The following is a 19512-nucleotide window of genomic DNA, read 5'->3' as shown; positions in this document are numbered from 1 at the left end:
TTCAGACAGAAATAACTTAGTTGGAGAGAACCTCTAGGTTCTCTCCATTTTCAAATCAAAAATGAGACCGCTTACTGTAATAAGTGGGAGAAAGGAATAGGAGAAAGATGGATAGACATTTTTTTGAAAGACGTTGTCACTATAGTATTCGAAAATTTGCAATTGGTGCAGCCTCTGTATTGATAGGTGCTAGTATCTTTGGTGCAAATGTAGTGCAAGCTGCAGAGACAGTTGGAACACCTGAGAAAGAAGGAGCAATTACACAAGCTCAGCCACTAGATAAGTTGCCGGACGATTTAGCAGCTGTTTTAAAGAAAGCAGAATCAGAGGCAACGGCAGCTGCAGGTCATGAAGAAAATCATGAAAATACTGCAGGAACAAGTCCTGCAGCAACTGAAGCAACAAGCCCAGCAACAACTCCAACAGCTCCCAAACCAGCTGAGACTCTGAAGCCGGTTGAAACACCAAAAGCAGATTCTAAACCTGTAGAACCAGCTACACCTACAATCAAACCAGTTGAAAAGCAAATTGAAGATAGAGAAGATCGTAACCACTTAGAAGGTGTCACTGTTCAAGTAAACGACTCAGAAACTGGTACTCCTTATACTGCTGACAAGGCAGTGGACGGTAATCCTGATACTCATTGGGCAACAAATCAAAATATTGACAAACCAACTTTCGAATTAACTCTTCCCAAGACTACACTTATTAGACATGTGGAAATTGATTGGGATCGTCGTGTTCGCAATGGTCAAAATGATCCAAATATCAAATCTTGGAGCCTCTACTATGCAGGTCAAGATGATGTAAATGCTAGTGGAGAAAAACAATGGAAACTAGCTCATACCAAGACTGGAGAACCTGTTTTAGATGAAAAAGTTGACTTAGCCAATAGTATTCAAACTAAATATCTCAAGTTAGAAATCAATGACTATCAAGTGGGCACAACGGGCTGGAGAAACGTTGGTATTCAAGAAATTCGGGCTTATTCAAATATCCCTGATCCAACTAAAGTGACAGATATTCGCCAAGTTACGGAATTGACAGTCGCTAAGGATGGACAATCTTTAGTACTTCCAACTTTACCAGGAAAAGTTAGCCTTATCGGTAGCAACAAACAAGGTGTGATTGACCTTCAAAATCACATTTATAAGCCTCTGACTGATCAACGCGTTAAGGTTATGGTAGAGCAAATTAAAGATTCACATACCTTTACTAAAGAATTTGAAGTAGTCATCAAGGGGCTACATCAGGACGAAGGTGTGGGTGTCAAACCAAAAGTAGCACCAGCTGTTCAACAATGGTATGGAAAAGAAGGTCAATCTTCTATCATTTCAGATACAGTTCTTGCGACAGGAGATTCAGGCTTTGAACAAGCAGCAACCTTCTACCAGTCAGACCTTGCAAGCCGTGGATTGGAACTTGCGACAGGTGACAAGCAGGCTCAAAAACGAATTGAATTTAAAAAAGTTGAAAATAAGGGGTATGGTAAGGAAGGCTATGGCATCACTATCCAAGATGGTGTCATTACCATCGAAGCTGCAACAAACACAGGTGCCTTCTATGCTACTCGTACTCTTCTTCAAATGGGGGAAAGCAATCTCCAAAATGGAGAAATCCGTGATTTCCCAAGCTTCAGTCACCGTGGCTTTATGCTAGATACAGGTCGTAAATTTATTCCTTATGACACCCTTGTAGACATCATGCTCAACATGGCTTACTACAAGATGAACGACTTGCAGTTGCACCTCAACGATAACTATATCTTCCTAAAGGAACACTTGGCAGGTAAGAATCTAACACAAGAAGAAGAGCTTAAGTATGTTCTAGAACATGCTAAGACAGGTTTCCGTGTAGAGACAGATATTGTCGGTAAGAATGGTCAAAAATTAACATCAGATGAGCACTATACTAAAGAAGAGATGCAAAATCTGATTAAACTTGCTAAGGCCTTGCATATCAATCTAGTTCCAGAAATTGACACGCCAGGTCATGCTCTGTCATTTGTCAAAGTCCGTCCAGACCTCATGTATCAAGGTAGTCTGAGCGATTACAGAGGTAAACATAACGTAGAGCGCGTAGCCATGCTCGATCTAGATAATAAATACGATGAAACGCTGGCTTTTGTCAAATCAGTTTATGACAAGCTCCTAGATGGACCAGATGCACCACTTCATGGGGTATCTACTGTTCATATCGGAACGGATGAATACTACGGAAGTAGAGAAAGCTATCGTCGTTATGTCAATGACCTTATTAAATACATTAAAGGGAAAGGCTATACACCTCGTATTTGGGGATCGCTCAGTGCGAAACGAGGTAAAACAGCGGTTGATTGGAAAGATGTAGAAGTTGATATTTGGAGTGTCGGTTGGCAACAACCAAAAGAAGCTATTGCTCAGGGAGCTAAGATTATCAACATAACAGATATTCCAACCTATAGTGTACCTAATGGTGATAATCGTCAAGCAGCTTATGGTGACTATGCTAACTATGAAACACAATACAATAGGTGGACACCAAATGATTTCCGAACAGGTCATGGTCCACTTCTAGAAGCATCAAATCCAAGTGTAATTGGTGGTGGTCACGCAGTTTGGAATGATAATATTGATCTTCATGAGACAGGTTTGACATCCTATGATATCTTCAAACGCTTCTTCAAGAGTATGCAAACAACTGCAGAACGTACTTGGGGTTCTGACAGAGCTGCAGCAACCTTTAAAGAACGTACCTTGCCAACCAGCCCTTACGCACCACAGTCAAATCCTGAAAAAGAGATTGATCAAAGTGATTTATTTACTATCAATCCTGAAACAGTGAAAAACTATGCAAGTAAGAAAGTAAAGGCTACTGATCAAGGTTTAGCATTTGATAAAGACAGTAGTATTGAAGGACTAGCTGGTGACGTTGGTCCAAGTCATGTCTTGAAGTTTGATGTGACAGTTACTGGGGATGGTGAACAAACCTTCTCATCAAGTGGCAACAATCGTATCTATCTAGCTGATAAAGATGGTTACTTAGCTTATCAATTTGAACAATTCCATATTCAATTTAAGAAGAAACTTGAAAAGAACAACCGTTATCAAATTTCTATTGTGACTAAGCCACAATCAACTGAAGTTTATGTGGATGGAGAAAAGATTGAACGTATCGCAAATCCTGAACACCCTCGCTTTGCCCACAATAGTTTAGTTCTACCGCTTGAAAGCATTGGTGGTTTTAAAGGAATCTTGCACAGTGCAGAGTTGACAGATAAACCATTTGTAAATCCACGTTTGATTTCAAATGACAAAATTACTGCTACAGCAAGTAGTCAAGAGCTACCTGGAACACCGGATGAAGGATCAGTTGATAAAGCCTTTGATAATAATCCAAATACATTCTGGCATACAAAATGGACTGGAGATGCTGCACCTTACACTCTTTCTATGACTTTGAAAGAAGCAGAAAAAGTCAATGGTTTGACTTATCTCCCACGTCCAGGTGGTGGAAATGGAGTCGTTACTCGCTACGAAGTCTTTGCCCAAAAAGATGGCCAAATGGTCAAGGTTTCAGAAGGAAACTGGGACAACAGCGCTCAAGAAAAAACTGTTAACTTTGCCCCTGTTCATACAAACAAGATTGATTTGAAAGTATTGGAAGGTGTAGGTGGTTTTGCAAGTGCTGCTGAAGTTCATTTGTTGAAACCTGCTAAAGAAGGACAAGAAACTTCTGAACCAACTAAACCTGAGACACCGATTACTCCTGAAAAACCAAAAGTCGAAGAAATTGGTGATGGAACAGTTGAATTAGCAGATCAGTTTACAGCAAGTAAACCAGCTAGTGAAGAAAGCATTGTTGCAGCTAGTAAGAGTGACGACTACCTTAAGAAAGAGTATAAGGTCTTCCCAACCCCACAAAAAGTAACTTATGAAGAAGGAGTCACAGCCCTTCGTAAGACAGTTAACCTTGTAATGGGGGATCAACTAGATGTTTATACACGTAATCGTTTGAAGAGCGTTTTGCAGGACAACCAAGTTTCATATACAACAAGCAAATCAGCGGTTGCTGGTGCAACTAATATCTATCTCGGTGTACATGGACAAGAGTCACAAGCTGAAAAGCAATTGTCCAACGTTAAATCAGAACTTTTTAATAAGATTGATGCTTATGCATTATCTATCAAGAATAACTCTATCTCTATCGTCGGAAAAGATACGGATGCAGTTTTCTATGGTTTGACAACTTTGAAACACATGCTTAAAGAAAGCCCAGCGCCAGTCCTACGCAATGTGACAGTTGAGGATTATGCTGAAATTAAAAACCGTGGTTTCATCGAAGGATACTATGGAAATCCATGGTCTAATGCAGACCGTGCAGAACTCATGCGCTATGGTGGTGACTTGAAGTTGACTCAATACTTCTTTGCACCAAAAGATGATCCATATCATAACAAAAAATGGCGTGAACTTTATCCAGAAGAAAAACTAGCTGAAATTCGTGACCTTGCTCGTGTTGGAAATCAAAACAAAACTCGTTATGTTTGGACAATCCATCCATTCATGAATAACCGCATTCGTTTTGGTAATGAGACTCAGTACCAGCAAGACCTTGCAACCATTAAGGCTAAATTTACTCAATTAATGAAAGTTGGGGTACGTGAGTTTGGTATTCTAGCAGATGATGCACCAAGTCCAGTAGGCGGATACGATAGCTACAACCGTCTGATGAATGACATGACCAACTGGTTAACAGAAATGCAGGGGACCTATAGCGGTCTTCGCAAAGAAATGATCTTTGTACCAGGTCAGTATTGGGGTAATGGTCGCGAAGCAGAGTTGAAAGCTCTCAATGAAAATCTTCCAAGTTCCGCATCTATGACTTTGACTGGTGGTAAGATTTGGGGCGAAGTTTCTGAGAACTTCCTATCAACCCTTAAGAATAATCTGACAGCAGGTGGTAAAACTTATCGTCCAGTATCTCTTTGGGTTAACTGGCCAGTTACAGATAACTCTAAACAACACTTGATTCTCGGTGGTGGTGAGAAATTCCTTCATCCGAATGTGGATCCAAGTCTCCTTTCTGGTATTATGTTGAACCCAATGCAACAGTCAGAACCATCTAAGATTGCCCTTTTTGCAGGAGCTCAATATGCTTGGAAACAGTGGAAGACTGAAGAAGAAGCGAAGAAAGTTAATGATGTCGCCTTCAATTTTGTAGAAAATGGACACTTTGAAGATAGTAAAACTTCGGCTGCTTTCCGTGAACTTGGTAAGCACATGATTAACCAAAATATGGATGGTCGTGTAGTAAAACTTGAAGAATCAGTTGAATTGGCTCCTAAATTGACAGACTTTGTAACCAAACTAAAAGCAGGTCAGGATGTGACTGCAGAACGTGGAGCTTTACGTGCTGAATTTGCTAAGTTAAAAGAAGCTGCTGAAGTCTATAAAGCTTCTGGTGATCCAAAAATGGTTAACCAAATTCACTATTGGTTGGATAATACAATTGATCAAATGAAAGCTTTAGACGCCTTCCTTACAGGAACAGAAGCGATGTCGTCAAATGATGCAGCTAAACTTTGGGACAGTTATTATAAAGGTTTGAAATTATACGAACAGTCTCAAACTCATACTTTCCATTATGTAGACCATCTTGAAAAGGCTGAGTTGGGAGTACAACATATCCGTCCATTCATCCTTTCCTTGAAAGAAGTTCTTGCTTCTGAAGTTCAAAAAGTATTGCATCCAGATCAAATCATTAGTAATTTCATTACTAATAGAACAGGTGTCGAAGGTGGTCTGGCAGAAGTAACAGATGGTGATCTAGCAACACATGCCCTCATTAAATCACCAAATAGTATCAAGACAGGTGACTACATTGGTATGAAGTTCAACAAGCCAGTTGCCATTCAAAATTTGACCTTCGCCATGGGAACTCAAGCAAATCCTCGTGATACCTTTAGTAAGGCTGAAGTGCAGTATCAAGATGAAAAAGATAATTGGGTAAGTTTGAAAGAACCAACTTATGTTGGTAATGAGTCACTTGTTCAGTTTGAAAATCTTAACATCAAAGCTAAAGCAGTACGTATGATTGCTACAGAAGATCGTGATGACACCTGGTTTGCAGTTCGCGAGATTGCAGTAAATCGTCCAGTAGAGAACGCTCGTAAACAACAAACCGCTACAATTAGCCTCAGCTCAAATCTAGCTTATAAATTGAGAACATCAGCAAGTCAAATTACTGATGGTAAAGATAATACAGAAGCTATGATGGCAAATGCTGATGGTAGCAACACTACACCAGTTGATGCTTGGGCACAACTTGATCTGGGTGAAGTTAAGCCAGTGACAAAAGTTCGTCTCCGCCAAGGTTCAGGAGATAAACTAGCTTCAGGTGTACTTGAATACTCTACTGATGGAAAAGCATGGCAAGAATTGGATAGTTTAACAGGTGAGCAAACTAAGGAAGTCACAAGAACTATTAACGCTCGTTATGTCCGAGTACGTAATACCAAAGCTATCGATCTCTGGTGGCGCATTGCAGATTTCTCTGTTGAGACACGTTCTGGAAATAGTGAATTAACAGACACTAGTGTTGCTGCTTTGAAAGAAACTCCAGTATTTGATAGCCTAGGACGTTATGATCTTCAGATTCCATCTGGTACAAAACTTCCTGCAAATAGTTATTTGGGAATGAAACTTGACCGTATTCATGAAGTGAATAGTATCCAACTACAAGGTCAAACAAATCCAGCTCTTAGCTTGGAATACTCTGCTAATGCTCAAGAATGGACACCAGCTAGTCAGTTGACTGACAGATCTGTAGCAACCCACTTGGTGCGTTACGTTCGTCTTGTTAATAAAACAGATCAAGAGCAGGCTGTTCCATCTACTTCTCTTCTAGTAACTACTAAAGAAGTCCAACCAACAAAATTAGAATCAACAACTATGGGCATTCATCCAACATACGGAAGCAATGATGTCCGTAAGATAAATAACCTTGATCAATTGTTTGACGGTGTTTACAACAATTTTGTTGAGTTTTCTGACTATGCTCATAAAGATGGCCATGTAACCTTAAAATTTGGTAGCGAGCGTACCATCAAGAAAATTCGAGCTTATATCCAAGACGGAACTCAAAACTATCTTCGTGATGGAAAAATCCAAGTCAGTCAAGACGGTAAAACGTGGACAGATGTCGTTACAGTTGGTGATGGTGTAGCCAATAGCCAACAAGATGATTCGCTTACTGATGGTTGGACGCATGACTCTAAGATGCCAGGTAACCGTTACATTGAAGGTGAGCTTGCAACTCCAGTTAAGGCTAATTATCTCCGTGTCCTCTACACTGCTGATTACGATGCTCGTTTTGTAGGATTTACAGAATTAGTCATTAATGATGGCGAATTTGTCAAACCAATCAATGATCCAACAGTAGAAGGAAAAGGTGGCGAAAGTCGTGGTAACTTCTATACAAACCTCGTTGATGGAAAAGTGTTGACCAGCTACAAAGCAGAACAAGATAAGGGAGAAATGGTTTATCACTTGTCTGAACCAACCAATGCTAACCATCTTCGTCTCGTTTCAAGTCTTCCAGAAGGTGCTAAGGCACGTGTTCAGGCTAGAACACTTAAGGATGGACAAGAAAGTTGGACAGATCTTGGCGCAATTTCTTCAAGTCTCCAAACATTTGCAATTCGAAATGGTGGTTCACTTCTAGATGTTAAACTTGTCTGGGAAGGTGGTAAGGCTGAGTTTTATGAGTTAGCTAGCTTCTATCAAGAATTAACAGAAGAACCTGTTCAATCAAGTAAAGGTGAAGATCCAGCACCAGTTCTTGATGTTCCTGAGTTTACTGGAGGAGTCAATGCAGTAGAAGCATTGGTACATGAGCTTCCAGCCTACACAGGCCCAGTATCAACCGTAGGCGGTCAAGCTGCACCGACAGTAGAAAAACCAGAGTTTAAACTAAGTTCGTTAGAAAAAACTCAGACTCTAGAAGCACTAGTTCAAGTTGCCAAGGAAGACAAGAGATTGCCAGAAACTGGTGAGAAACAGTCAGAAACAGCTATTTTCTTGGCAAGTGTTAGCCTAGCCCTATCCGCTATCTTTGTAGCAAAAAGTAAAAAAGATTAGTTGTGTATGGCAATTAAACTCTTTCTTAATAGTATTCTAAACCAGCGGAGTGTATAGAACAAAAAACCTGAGAAGTAAAATTGGCTCTTTGTCAACTGTAGTGGGTTGAAGAAAAGCTAAGCTCGAGAAAGGACAAATTTCGTCCTTTCTTTTTTGATGTTTAGAGCGATAAAAATCCTTTTTTTGAAGTTTTCAAAGTTCCGAAAACCAAAGGCATTGCGCTTGATAAGTTTGATGAGATTATTGGTCGCTTCTAATTTGGCGTTTGAATAGGGTAGTTGAAGGGCATTGACAATTTTCTCTTTGTCCTTTAGAAAGGTTTTAAAGACAGTCTGAAAAAGAGGATGAACCTGCTTTATATTGTCCTCAATCAGTCCGAAAAATTTGTCTGCCTCTTTGTTCTGAAAGTGAAAAAGCAGGAGCTGGTAGAGATGATAGTGGTGTTTCAAGTCTTCTGAATAGTTCAAAAGCTTGTCTAGAATCTCTTTATTGGTCAAGTGCATACGAAAAGTAGGACGATAAAAACGTTTAGCGCTAAGTTTACGACTATCCTGTTGGATGAGTTTCCAGTAGCGTTTGATAGCCTTGTATTCATGAGATTTTCGTTCAAACTGATTCATGATTTGGACACGCACACGACTCATAGCACAGCTTAGATGTTGTACAATATGGAAACGATCTAGAACGATTTTAGCACACGGAAAAAGTTTTCTAGCCAAGTCATAGTAGGGACTAAACATATCCATAGTAATGATTTTCACTCGACATCGGACTGCCCTATCATATTTAAGAAAGTGATTTCGGATAATAGCTTGTGTTCTACCTTCAAGAACAGCGGTGATATTGAGCTTTTCAAAATCTTGTGCAATGAAACTCATTTTTCCCTTTGTAAAGGTATACTCGTCCCAGGACATAATCTGTGGAAGGCGAGAAAAATCATGTTTAAAGTGAAAGTCATTGAGCTTGCGAATAACAGTTGAAGTTGAAATGGACAGCTGATGAGCAATATCGGTCAAAGAAGTCTTTTCAATCAGCTTTTGAGCAATTTTTTGATTAATGATACGAGGGATTTGATGATTTTTCTTTACTAGAGGAGTCTCAGTGACCGTCATTTTAGAGCACTGATAGCACTTAAAACGGCGTTTTTTAAGGAGAATTCTAGTAGGCATACCAGTTGTTTCGAGGTAAGGGATCTTAGACGGTTTTTGAAAGTCATATTTCTTCATTTGATTTCCGCACTCAGGACAAGATGGGGCGTTGTAGTCCAATTTAGCGATGATTTCCTTGTGGGTATCTCTATTAACAACATCCATAATTTGGACATTAGGGTCTTTGATATCGAGCAGTTTTGTGATAAAATGTAATTGTTCCATATGAATCTTTCTAATGAGTTGTTTGGTCACTTTTCATTATAGATCATATGGGACTTTTTTTCTACACAAAAATAGGCTCCATAATATCTATAGGGGATTTACCCACTACAAATATTATAGAGCCGTTTTTCTTATCTAATTATTGATTTAACAAAAAACTCCAAGCAGGCAGATCCTGCTAACTCATGACAGAAAAAGAAGTTTAGCCTATACTGAAGGCGAACAATACCAAACTGTGGTGTTTAATAGGGCTTTTCCTAGCCTGTATAAAAAACTGGATGAACAAGAGTCGTGAGCTAATTCGAATATGCCTTGAGCATGAAAATATCTTACTAGTAGCCTCTTGTTCTATTGTTCAAATAGTTAACAGGAGGTTTTTATAATGGAAGTCATGATTGAAACGTGTTGTGGTATTGATGTCCACCAAAAATCCATTGTTTGTTGTATTCTAGACTGTCCACTAGATACCAATAAACCAAAGAAAATTCAGAAGAAATTTGGGACAACTACAGTAGCTCTTCGCAATGCCTTAGATTGGGTGGTGAAAAACCATATCACACATGTCTTTTTTGAAAGTACTGGGCAATATTGGCTCCCTCTCTTTACTATCTTTTCAGATTCTGATTTCGTCTTAGTACTTGCCAATCCTCAACATATCAAGAATGTGCCTGGTCGAAAAACAGACATGAAGGACGCTGAATGGATTGCTCAACTCGGCCGTTGCGGACTGATTGAACCTTCCTATATTCCAGCACCTGAAGTGGTACAGCTTCGTTTACTGACACGTCGCATGCGTTCTTACAAGCAGCGTCAAACTCAAGTCAAAAATGAAATTCACAATCTCTTACAACGGGGCCAATATCAAGCTAAGCAGTTATCTTTCTGATATTTTTTCTAAGACGGGGCAAGCACTTTTAAAATTATTCATTAACGGAGAAGCAATTAATGTAGAATCTGTTATCTCTTGTATCCAGAAGCGAGTGAAAGCAAGTCCAGAAGAACTCGTGGAAGCGATGGAAGGAAAGTTGTCACTAGAAGACCGCTTCCTCTTAGGCCAGAGCTTAGAGGAGTGTCAGATGTATCAGGAACTCATTGAAAAATTGACCGATGAGATTCAACACTACATCGAAAAGGAGTTTCCCTGAGGAAAATAGGATACTTCAAACCATTCCAGGTGTGAATGAAAACTGTGCTGCCACTATTCTAGCTGAGATTGGACCAACTGTTACGACCTTTCCATCCGATGCACACTTAGCATCATGGGCTGGGCTCTGTCCAGGGTCTTATGAAAGTGCTGGCATTAAAAAATCCTCACACATCACGCAAGGAAATCGCTATATCAAACAGGCTTTGACCCTGTCGGGATTAATTGCAGCACATTCTATCTAAGGATCCAGCTTTTTCTTCTTTTTACAATCGAATTTCCCAAAGAGGAAGCAAGAGGAAGGCGATTATTGCTTGTGCTCATAAGATTCTCAGAATCATTTACAAACTACTCTCCACCAAGCAGACTTATCAAAAAGAAAAGGCGCTAGGACTGAGGAAACAGTTCTAACGCCAAAACTAAAAAAATTTCAATTACAGTATAGCACAGGAAATGATTTTTTGAGCTTTTTACTGTCTTTTTTCAAATAAAAAGATAGTAAAACCACCCAATTTTGAACTGCACCCCAAAAGTTAGACAGAAAAAAATCTAACTTTTGGGGTGTTTTTACTATGAAATTAACTTATGGTGATAAAGTTCAGATCTATGAATTTAGAAAGCAAGGTCAAAGATTCAAACAGCTTTCGAAAAGATTTGGTGTGGATGTTTCTGGTCTAAAATACATGGTGACATTGATTGACCGTTATGGAATAGAAATCGTCAAAAAAGGGAAGAATCGTTACTATTCCCCAGAATTAAAACAAGAAATAATCGATAAAGTTCTGCTGGAAGGTCGTTCACAAAGAAGTGTAGCTTTGGATTATGCTTTGCCTGATCGTTCGCTGTTGAAAAATTGGCTGGCGCAATACAAGAAAAACGGGTATACTATTGTTGAGAAAACAAGAGGGAGACCAGCTAAAATGGGACGTAAACGAAAGAAAACTTGGGAAGAAATGACAGAATTAGAGCGACTTCAGGAGGAGAATGAACGTCTACGTACCGAGGTGGCCTACCTAAAAAAGTTAAAAGAGTTAGAGGAAAGGGACGAAGCCTTAGAGCGAGAAAGGCAGAGACAGTTAGAGAAATGGCTTCAGGAGGATTTCGACTAGATTTACTTCTTGAAGTGGCTCGTTTACCTCGCTCAACTTACTACTATCAGTTGAAGGAACTAGATGGACTTGACAAAGATAAAGAGCTTAAAACCGAAATTCAGGCCATTTATAATGACCATAAAGGAAATTATGGCTATCGTAGAGTTACTCTTGAACTAAGAAATCGCGGTTTTGTGGTGAATCATAAAAAGGTCCAACGTCTGATGAAAGTCCTTGGTTTAACAGCTCGAATTCGTCGGAAACGAAAGTATTCTTCCTATCGAGGAGAGATTGGCAAGAAAGCAGAGAATCTCATTCAACGTCAGTTTGAAGCATCAAGGCCAATGGAAAAGTGCTATACCGATGTGACAGAATTTGCCATTCCAAATAGCACACAGAAACTCTATTTATCGCCTGTTTTAGATGGCTTTAATAGCGAAATTATCGCCTATAACCTTTCAACTTCACCAAACTTAGAACAAGTGAAAGCTATGTTAAACCAGGCCTTTACAGAGAAACACTACGAGCATACCATTCTCCATAGCGATCAAGGCTGGCAATACCAACACGATTCTTATCATCGATTCCTAGAGAGTAAGGGAATTCAAGCATCCATGTCACGCAAGGGCAACAGCCCAGACAATGGTATGATGGAGTCCTTCTTTGGCATTTTGAAATCGGAAATGTTTTATGGTTACGAGAAGCACTTTAGGTCTTTAGAAGACCTTGAACAAGCTATTGTAGACTATATTGATTACTACAACAATAAACGAATCAAAGTCAAACTAAAAGGACTTAGCCCTGTGCAATACAGAACTAAATCCTTTCAATAATTATTTGTCCAACTTTGTGGGGTCAGTACATTTTGGGGTGGTTGGTAATTTATTGTTGTACTGGCTGAGAATTTTGATTAGGCTGACCTTGATTGGTACTTGGTTGTTGTGTTGCCGTATTTTCATTGGTTCCAGCACGGGGAGTAGATGTATTTGAATTTGTGTTTGTGTTTGGTGTCGTTACACTTGACTGAGAGGTTGAGGTCTCTGGAGACTGATTTGCCAGAGCAGGTGTAGAACTTTGTTGAGTAGAGGGTTCAGTCCATATTGGGCGAGCTCCATTTTTGAATACAAATTCCCCGTTTCTGAAAAGTCCGTCTGGCATCGTCCAGTCTTCTGGATGAGTATCTTCTGATAGATACGTTATCATTGAGCGATAAACCTTAGCTGCAACTAGGAAACCATCTCCAACGATAGGAGTTAAACGATTCGAATAACCTGTCCATACAGCCATAGAATACTTACGAGTATAACCAACAAACATTTCATCTGGAGCTACATAGCCAGTGTTCTTGATGTGTTTCTCAATTTCATCATCTGTGTAGTTAGAAGTACCTGTCTTACCAGCTTGCGCTAACCATGGGAGATAGGCTCCACGACCAGTTCCGTATGCCAAGACGGTTTTCATCATTTCGGTCATCATGTAAGCAGTTGTTTCTTTCATAGCTCGTGTACCAGCATCTGAAAATTCTTTTTCACTACCGTCACTGAAGACGACCTTATTGATATACATGGGTTTGTGGTAAATTCCACCGTTGGCAAAGGCAGCATAAGCAGCAGCCATTTTTTCACTGCTTGCACCGTATTGTTTGTTAGATTCAGTTGTATTACTTGAAATGGCGTTTGCATAGTGGATGCTTGGATAATTGATACCTAAGCCATTTAGGAAGGTTTTCGCTCTGTCTAAACCAACTTTATTTAGGGTTTCAACAGCTGTGACATTACGTGACTGTTGAAGTGCATACTGAATTGTAATATTTCCAAAGTAGCCTTTATCCCAGTTGTAGACGGGAGTATCAGTACCAGGATAGTTATAAGGAACATCATGTACAATAGTTGCAGTAGAGTCATAGACTCCATATTCTAAAGCGGGAGCATAGTCAGTGATTGGTTTCATAGTAGAACCCCAGTCACGGTTGGTTTCAACGGCTTGGTTGATTCCGAAAGATACATTACTTGATTGGTGACGGGCACCTAACTGAGCAATGACTTTACCATTTGTTACATCAACGATAGTAGAAGCTACTTGAAGTTCATCATCTGGATAAGCGACATACTCATCTGTGTTATAAACATCCCAAAGTCGCTGCTGAACATCTTTGTCGACATTAGTATAGACTTCCATACCTGTAGTAAGAAGGTTGTAACCAGTTTCTTGTTCAACTTGGTCGATTACTTCTTTGAGGTAGTTGTCCATATAAGCTGGATAACTATTGGCTGACTTCAAACTTTGGAGACCGTCAGTGACGGGAGTATTAATAGCTTTTTCATAATCTTCTGCACTGATGTATTTTTGCCCTTTCATTTCTGAAAGTACCAAGTTACGACGCTCTAGAGCAGCTTCTGGATGGGAATAAGGATCATATTGGTTTGGGGCTTGAGGCATTCCAGCCAAGAGTGCTAACTGTGGCAAGCTTAAGTCCTTCAAGTCTTTTCCATAGTAATTTTGGGCTGCGGTTTGCATTCCATAGTTACCGTTGGACATGTAGACTTTATTGATGTAATAGGTCAGGATTTCTTGCTTGGTTGCTTTTTGCTCTAGTTGAACGGCTAGCCAAGCTTCTTGAGCTTTACGTGACAAGGTTTGATCAGCAGTTGAAGTAGAAAAATAAGTCAATTTAATTAATTGTTGTGTCAAGGTTGAGGCACCTTGTAGACCTCCTCCTTGTAGATTTCTTAATGCTGCTCCCATGATACGAATAGTATCAACACCTCTATGGTCAAAGAAACGGTGGTCTTCGATAGACACAATTGCCTTGACTAAGTCAGTAGGAATTTCATTTGCTTGAGCATTTACGCGACGTTCAGATCCAAGGTCAGCAATCAGTTCGTTTTTGTTGTCATAAATCTTGCTAGAGGTTGTCGCAACTAATTTACTTTCAGATAAGGCTGGAGCCTTGCTAACAAAGTAGAGGAAGACACCTCCACCTAATAGAAATAATGCGATAAATAAGGTAAGAAATGTAATTCCAATATACTTTAAGAATCGCAGAATAGTTTGTTTGTTCATCTTGTTTTACCACCTAGTAAATGTTCTTTGATAATATCGAGATAGGGAATTTGAGGGAAAGCTCCTTGCTTTACTAAATATCCGTATTCTTGAATATATCCAAGTGGCATTGATTTTTGGCCCTTATCTTGATGATAAAAGCGAATCAAATCAAGTGCCGGCAACAAATAAGTTTCTTGTTGAGAAGAAAAATGAAGCAGTACGAAGCAAATGCCCTTTTGTTCTAGAACTTGTTCCATATGTTGAATCTGGTGAAGATGGAAATTCTTCATTGGAATGGCATTTTTTTGTCGCGTTTCCTTGGCTTCAAAGTCAATGTAATGTCCTCTATACACGCCAGAGTAATCTGTTGTGGAAGCTTGTCTAAAATAGGCTTCTACAATTTTGGCTCGACTACGTTGAGGATAGTCTACTCGGACAATTTGAACAGGCGTCGGCTTTTTATGGATAACGGCCATGCCATGCGTCAGATAGTAGTCGTTGGTAGCGTTGATCATCTTTTCAAAAGTCATTCCTCGATTTGCGAAATTTTTTGGTTGAGAAATGGATGTTTGGCTTTTTTTTGATGAAATTTTATGAGGGTAGTTGACCATATTTCTCCTTATTGGTACAATAACATCACTCTATTATATCATAAATTTGCACAGAAAGGGTTAAAAATGACTACAGCTTTGGTTTTAGGCTATTCTGCTTTTGATTTGGGTTTGTTTTCTGACAAGGATCCTCGTATTAAATTGATTAAAAAAGCAATACGTAGGGATTTAGAAGCTATGGCAGAAGATGGGATGACTTGGCTTGTATTTACAGGGACTTTAGGCTTTGAATATTGGGTTTTAGAGGTTGCTCAGGAAATGAAGACCGAATACGGTTTCCAGTTGGCCACCATTTTTGATTTTGAAACGCACGGGGAAAATTGGAATGAAGGAAATCAAATGAAACTGAGTCGCTTTAAGCAGGTAGACTTTGTCAAATATGCCTATCCCAAATATGAACATACAGGGCAACTGCGTGATTATCAACAATTTTTACTGGAAAATACTGATTTAGCTTATTTTTTCTATGACCCAGAAAATGAGACCAAACTAAAATTTATGGATAACTTGATGAAAAATCAGGAAGGTTATCGCATAAAAAAGCTAACGTTTGAAGACTTAAATGAGCTAGCAGAAAATTTTTCTGAAAAGTAAGCCTTTGACCTTGATTTTTGTTTGCCTTTTTTTATATAATAATACTATTAGAAACCGAGAATGGAGCGAGAGATGGCAAGTATTATTTTTTCAGCAAAAGATATTTTTGAGCAAGAGTTTGGACGTGAAGTCCGTGGATATAGTAAGGTTGAAGTTGATGAATTTTTGGACGATGTCATCAAGGACTATGAAACTTATGCTGCCTTAGTCAAGTCTCTCCGTCAAGAAATTGCAGAGTTGAAGGAAGAATTAGCTCGTAAACCGAAACCTTCACCAGTTCAAGCAGAGCCTATTGAAGCGGCAACTACAAGCTCTATGACGAATTTTGATATTTTGAAACGCTTGAATCGTCTTGAGAAAGAAGTATTTGGTAAACAAATTTTGGATAACTCTGATTTATAAGAGCTTATTTGAAAAGTGCAATTTTTGGATAATCGCGTGAGGAGAATTTCTTTTCATGAGGAAAGTCCATGCTAGCACAGGCTGTGATGCCTGTAGTGTTTGTGCTAGGCGAAACCATAAGCCTAGGGACGAGAGATCGTTACGGCAGTTGAAATGGCTAAGTCCTTGGATAGGCCAGAGTAGGCTTGAAAGTGCCACAGTGACGGAGTCTTTCTGGAAACAGAGAGAGTGGAACGCGGTAAACCCCTCAAGCTAGCAACCCAAATTTTGGTCGGGGCATGGAGTACACGGAAACGAACGTAGTACTCTGACTGCTACCAGCTGTAAGCTGTTAGTAGTAGACAGATGATTATCGAAGGAAGTGGTCCTAGTCACTTCTGGAACAAAACATGGCTTATAGAAAATTGCATATAGGTTGGGGCTGAGAAATTTTCTCAACCTCATTTTTTAAAGTGGACATATAGAAAGGTCTTATAAGACTGAAAATGAAAAAAGAATTTAATTTAATCGCGACTGCTGCAGCGGGTCTTGAGGCTGTCGTTGGTCGTGAAGTACGAGAGTTGGGATACGATTGTCAGGTTGAAAATGGTCGTGTTCGTTTTCAAGGAGACGCGAGAGCCATTGTTGAAACCAACCTCTGGCTTCGAGCAGCAGACCGTATCAAAATTATCGTAGGAACTTTCCCAGCTAAGACTTTTGAAGAGCTGTTTCAGGGAGTATTTGCCCTAGATTGGGAAAATTATTTACCGCTCGGGGCACGATTCCCGATTTCAAAAGCCAAATGTGTTAAATCTAAGCTTCACAATGAGCCAAGTGTACAGGCAATTTCAAAAAAGGCTGTTGTTAAGAAATTGCAGAAACACTATGCCCGTCCAGAAGGTGTTCCTCTGATGGAAACTGGTCCGGAGTTCAAGATTGAGGTCTCTATTCTCAAAGATATAGCAACTGTCATGATTGATACGACAGGATCTAGTCTCTTTAAACGTGGCTATCGTACCGAAAAAGGTGGGGCTCCTATCAAGGAAAATATGGCAGCAGCTATTTTGCAACTTTCTAACTGGTATCCAGATAAGCCTTTGATTGATCCGACTTGTGGTTCGGGAACTTTCTGTATCGAGGCAGTCATGATTGCTCGAAAGATGGCGCCTGGTCTTCGTCGTTCCTTTGCATTTGAGGAATGGAACTGGGTAAGCGATCGCTTGATTCAGGAAGTGCGCACAGAAGCGGCCAAAAAAGTAGACCGTGAGCTTGAGCTGGATATCATGGGCTGTGATATCGATGCTCGCATGGTGGAAATTGCTAAGGCCAATGCTCAGGCAGCAGGTGTTGCAGGGGATATTACATTTAAGCAGATGCGCGTGCAGGATTTACGTTCTGATAAAATCAATGGTGTGATCATCTCAAATCCGCCTTATGGGGAACGCTTGTCAGATGATGCAGGGGTTACCAAGCTTTATGCTGAAATGGGGCAAGTATTTGCACCACTGAAAACTTGGAGCAAATTTATCTTGACTAGTGATGAAACCTTTGAGACCAAGTATGGTAGTCAGGCGGACAAGAAACGTAAGTTGTACAATGGAACCTTAAAAGTTGATTTGTATCAATATTTTGGTCAGCGTGTGAAACGTCAGGAAGTAAAGTAGAAAGGAAAAACTCATGAGTAAGAAAAGACGGAATCGTCACAAAGCAGAACATCAAGAACCTCAATTTGATTTTGATGAAGCAAAAGAGTTAACAGTTGGTCAAGCGATTCGTAAAAATGAAGAAGTGGAAGCAGGAGTCTTGCCTGAAGATTCCATTTTGGACAAGTATGTCAAGCAACATAAAGATGAAATTGAGGCAGATAAGTTTGAAACACGACAGTTCAAAAAAGAAGAGTTAATCGAAACTCAAAGTCTGGACGATTTAATCCAAGAAGTGCGTGAAGCTGTAGAGGAGTCGGAAGCCTCTTCAGAGGAAGTTCCATCTTCTGAAGCTATCTTACCCCCATTGCCTTTGGATGATGAGGATAAAGGCTGGGATCCTATAGTGCTAGAGGATGAAAATTTAGCAGAAATGACTGAGGAAGTGGAAGAGGAGAAAAATTTTTCTCGTCTGGATCAAGAGGAGTCAGAAAAGAAAAGTAAAAAAGGATTTGTTTTGACTGCTTTGGCACTTGTATCAGTGATTATCTGTGTCAGTGCTTATTATGTTTATCGTCAAGTGACCCGTTCGACCAAGGAAATTCAGACTTCTCAATCAACTACAGCCAATCAATCAGATGTGGATGATTTTAATAACCAATACGATGCCTTCTACACAGATAGCAATAAAACAGCTTTGAAAAATAGCCAGTTTGATAAACTGAGCCAACTAAAGACCTTGCTTGATAAGCTAGAAGGTAGTCGTGAATATACGCTTGCTAAATCTAAGTATGACAGTCTAGCGACTCAAATCAAGGCCATTCAAGATGTCAATGCACAATTTGAAAAACCGGCTATTGTGGATGGTGTTCTGGATACCAATGCCAAATCTAAATCTGATGCTAAATTTACAGATATTAAAACTGGAAATACGGAACTAGATAAATTGCTAGATAAGGCCATTAGTCTAGGTAAGAGCCAGCAAACAAGTGCTTCCAGCTCAAGTTCAAGTCAAACTAGCAACTCAAGCTCTAGTCAAGCAAATGAAAATACTGCTAGTGAGACAAGCCCAAGTAGTTCAAATACGACCTCAACGGAGACTAGAAGTTCTCGTAGTGAAGTCAATATGGGCGTATCAAGTGCGGGAGTTGCTGTTCAAAGAAGTGCCAGTCGTGTTTCTTATAATCAGTCTGCTATTGATGATAGTAACAACTCTGCTTGGGATTTTGCGGATGGTGTCTTAGAACAGATTCTAGCGACTTCACGTTCACGTGGTTATATCACTGGTAACCAATATATCCTTGAACGTGTTAATATCGTTAATGGCAATGGTTATTACAACCTCTACAAGCCAGATGGAACCTATCTCTTTACCCTTAACTGTAAGACAGGATACTTTGTTGGAAATGGTTCTGGACATGCGGATGCTTTGGACTACTAAGCAGTCGTTACAAAATTCTTTCTTTTCAAAAGTAAAAATGATAAAATAAAACAAATCAAATAAGAGGAG

The 19512-nt window shown here is 39.7% G+C and carries 12 protein-coding genes and 1 other RNA gene; 10 read left to right on the top strand and 3 right to left on the bottom strand.

The window, feature by feature from the left end:
- Positions 1–107: 107 nt before the first annotated feature.
- Positions 108–8120, top strand: a complete 8013-nt coding sequence (locus ACLV7W_RS09420) for an SIALI-17 repeat-containing surface protein (protein WP_153221742.1) — start codon at positions 108–110, stop codon at positions 8118–8120.
- A gap of 116 nt (positions 8121–8236) precedes the next feature.
- Here ACLV7W_RS09420 and ACLV7W_RS09415 read toward each other — a convergent pair whose 3' ends face one another.
- On the bottom strand, positions 8237–9493 hold the full coding sequence (locus ACLV7W_RS09415; protein ID WP_411865851.1) for an ISL3 family transposase: 1257 nt from the start codon (positions 9491–9493) through the stop codon (positions 8237–8239).
- Positions 9494–9875: 382 nt separating this feature from the next.
- Here ACLV7W_RS09415 and ACLV7W_RS09410 point away from each other — a divergent pair, with 382 nt between their 5' ends.
- From ACLV7W_RS09410 to ACLV7W_RS09395, 4 genes are all read left to right on the top strand, one after another.
- Positions 9876–10379 (top strand): IS110 family transposase, encoded by a 504-nt coding sequence (locus tag ACLV7W_RS09410; RefSeq protein ID WP_228112225.1) that lies wholly within the window; start codon positions 9876–9878, stop codon positions 10377–10379.
- The gene (locus ACLV7W_RS09405; RefSeq protein ID WP_228112226.1) at positions 10321–10638 is read left to right on the top strand and encodes a hypothetical protein; all 318 of its coding nucleotides are present in this window, start codon (positions 10321–10323) and stop codon (positions 10636–10638) included. The genes ACLV7W_RS09410 and ACLV7W_RS09405 overlap by 59 nt, the downstream gene beginning before the upstream one ends.
- Positions 10601–10882, top strand: coding sequence for a transposase (locus ACLV7W_RS09400; protein WP_153210213.1), 282 nt, complete (start codon positions 10601–10603; stop codon positions 10880–10882). The genes ACLV7W_RS09405 and ACLV7W_RS09400 overlap by 38 nt, the downstream gene beginning before the upstream one ends.
- 327 nt (positions 10883–11209) lie before the next feature.
- Positions 11210–12561 (top strand): IS3 family transposase gene (locus ACLV7W_RS09395; protein ID WP_142358424.1). Its coding sequence is split into 2 segments (ribosomal slippage): positions 11210–11651 and positions 11651–12561, totalling 1353 coding nucleotides; the frame shifts between segments, so codons are not numbered across the junction.
- A gap of 49 nt (positions 12562–12610) precedes the next feature.
- On the opposite strand, the gene pbp1a is transcribed toward ACLV7W_RS09395, so the two are convergent.
- On the bottom strand, positions 12611–14791 hold the full coding sequence (gene pbp1a / locus ACLV7W_RS09390) for a penicillin-binding protein PBP1A (protein ID WP_411865850.1): 2181 nt from the start codon (positions 14789–14791) through the stop codon (positions 12611–12613).
- Positions 14788–15384: a Holliday junction resolvase RecU gene (recU, locus tag ACLV7W_RS09385; RefSeq protein ID WP_261016351.1), complete on the bottom strand. Its 597-nt coding sequence runs from the start codon at positions 15382–15384 to the stop codon at positions 14788–14790. The genes pbp1a and recU overlap by 4 nt, the downstream gene beginning before the upstream one ends.
- A 66-nt stretch (positions 15385–15450) precedes the next feature.
- On the opposite strand from recU, the gene ACLV7W_RS09380 reads away from it, so the two are divergent.
- From ACLV7W_RS09380 to mapZ, 5 genes are all read left to right on the top strand, one after another.
- Complete coding sequence (locus ACLV7W_RS09380; RefSeq protein ID WP_411865849.1) at positions 15451–15978, top strand: DUF1273 domain-containing protein; 528 nt, start codon at positions 15451–15453, stop codon at positions 15976–15978.
- 72 nt (positions 15979–16050) lie between these two features.
- On the top strand, positions 16051–16380 hold the full coding sequence (gene gpsB / locus ACLV7W_RS09375) for a cell division regulator GpsB (RefSeq protein WP_191962423.1): 330 nt from the start codon (positions 16051–16053) through the stop codon (positions 16378–16380).
- 20 nt (positions 16381–16400) lie between these two features.
- Positions 16401–16782: RNase P RNA component class B (gene rnpB, locus ACLV7W_RS09370), an RNA gene on the top strand.
- A gap of 83 nt (positions 16783–16865) precedes the next feature.
- Positions 16866–18023: a THUMP domain-containing class I SAM-dependent RNA methyltransferase gene (locus ACLV7W_RS09365; RefSeq protein ID WP_411865848.1), complete on the top strand. Its 1158-nt coding sequence runs from the start codon at positions 16866–16868 to the stop codon at positions 18021–18023.
- Positions 18024–18036: 13 nt separating this feature from the next.
- Complete coding sequence (gene mapZ / locus ACLV7W_RS09360) at positions 18037–19443, top strand: cell division site-positioning protein MapZ (protein WP_411865847.1); 1407 nt, start codon at positions 18037–18039, stop codon at positions 19441–19443.
- Positions 19444–19512 lie beyond the last annotated feature (69 nt).

The sequence above is a fragment of the Streptococcus mitis genome (assembly GCF_965111735.1).
Classification (GTDB): Bacteria; Bacillota; Bacilli; order Lactobacillales; family Streptococcaceae; genus Streptococcus; species Streptococcus mitis_DR.
This window is presented reverse-complemented; position numbering and strand designations above follow the sequence as displayed.

What these genes read in the sequence shown, in the direction of transcription:
- ACLV7W_RS09420 (WP_153221742.1), top strand. Translation starts at nt 108, where the DNA reads ATGGATAGACATTTTTTTGAAAGACGTTGTCACTATAGTATTCGAAAA.
- ACLV7W_RS09415 (WP_411865851.1), bottom strand. Translation starts at nt 9,493, where the DNA reads ATGGAACAATTACATTTTATCACAAAACTGCTCGATATCAAAGACCCT.
- ACLV7W_RS09410 (WP_228112225.1), top strand. Translation starts at nt 9,876, where the DNA reads ATGGAAGTCATGATTGAAACGTGTTGTGGTATTGATGTCCACCAAAAA.
- ACLV7W_RS09405 (WP_228112226.1), top strand. Translation starts at nt 10,321, where the DNA reads ATGAAATTCACAATCTCTTACAACGGGGCCAATATCAAGCTAAGCAGT.
- ACLV7W_RS09400 (WP_153210213.1), top strand. Translation starts at nt 10,601, where the DNA reads ATGAGATTCAACACTACATCGAAAAGGAGTTTCCCTGAGGAAAATAGG.
- pbp1a (WP_411865850.1), bottom strand. Translation starts at nt 14,791, where the DNA reads ATGAACAAACAAACTATTCTGCGATTCTTAAAGTATATTGGAATTACA.
- recU (WP_261016351.1), bottom strand. Translation starts at nt 15,384, where the DNA reads ATGGTCAACTACCCTCATAAAATTTCATCAAAAAAAAGCCAAACATCC.
- ACLV7W_RS09380 (WP_411865849.1), top strand. Translation starts at nt 15,451, where the DNA reads ATGACTACAGCTTTGGTTTTAGGCTATTCTGCTTTTGATTTGGGTTTG.
- gpsB (WP_191962423.1), top strand. Translation starts at nt 16,051, where the DNA reads ATGGCAAGTATTATTTTTTCAGCAAAAGATATTTTTGAGCAAGAGTTT.
- ACLV7W_RS09365 (WP_411865848.1), top strand. Translation starts at nt 16,866, where the DNA reads ATGAAAAAAGAATTTAATTTAATCGCGACTGCTGCAGCGGGTCTTGAG.
- mapZ (WP_411865847.1), top strand. Translation starts at nt 18,037, where the DNA reads ATGAGTAAGAAAAGACGGAATCGTCACAAAGCAGAACATCAAGAACCT.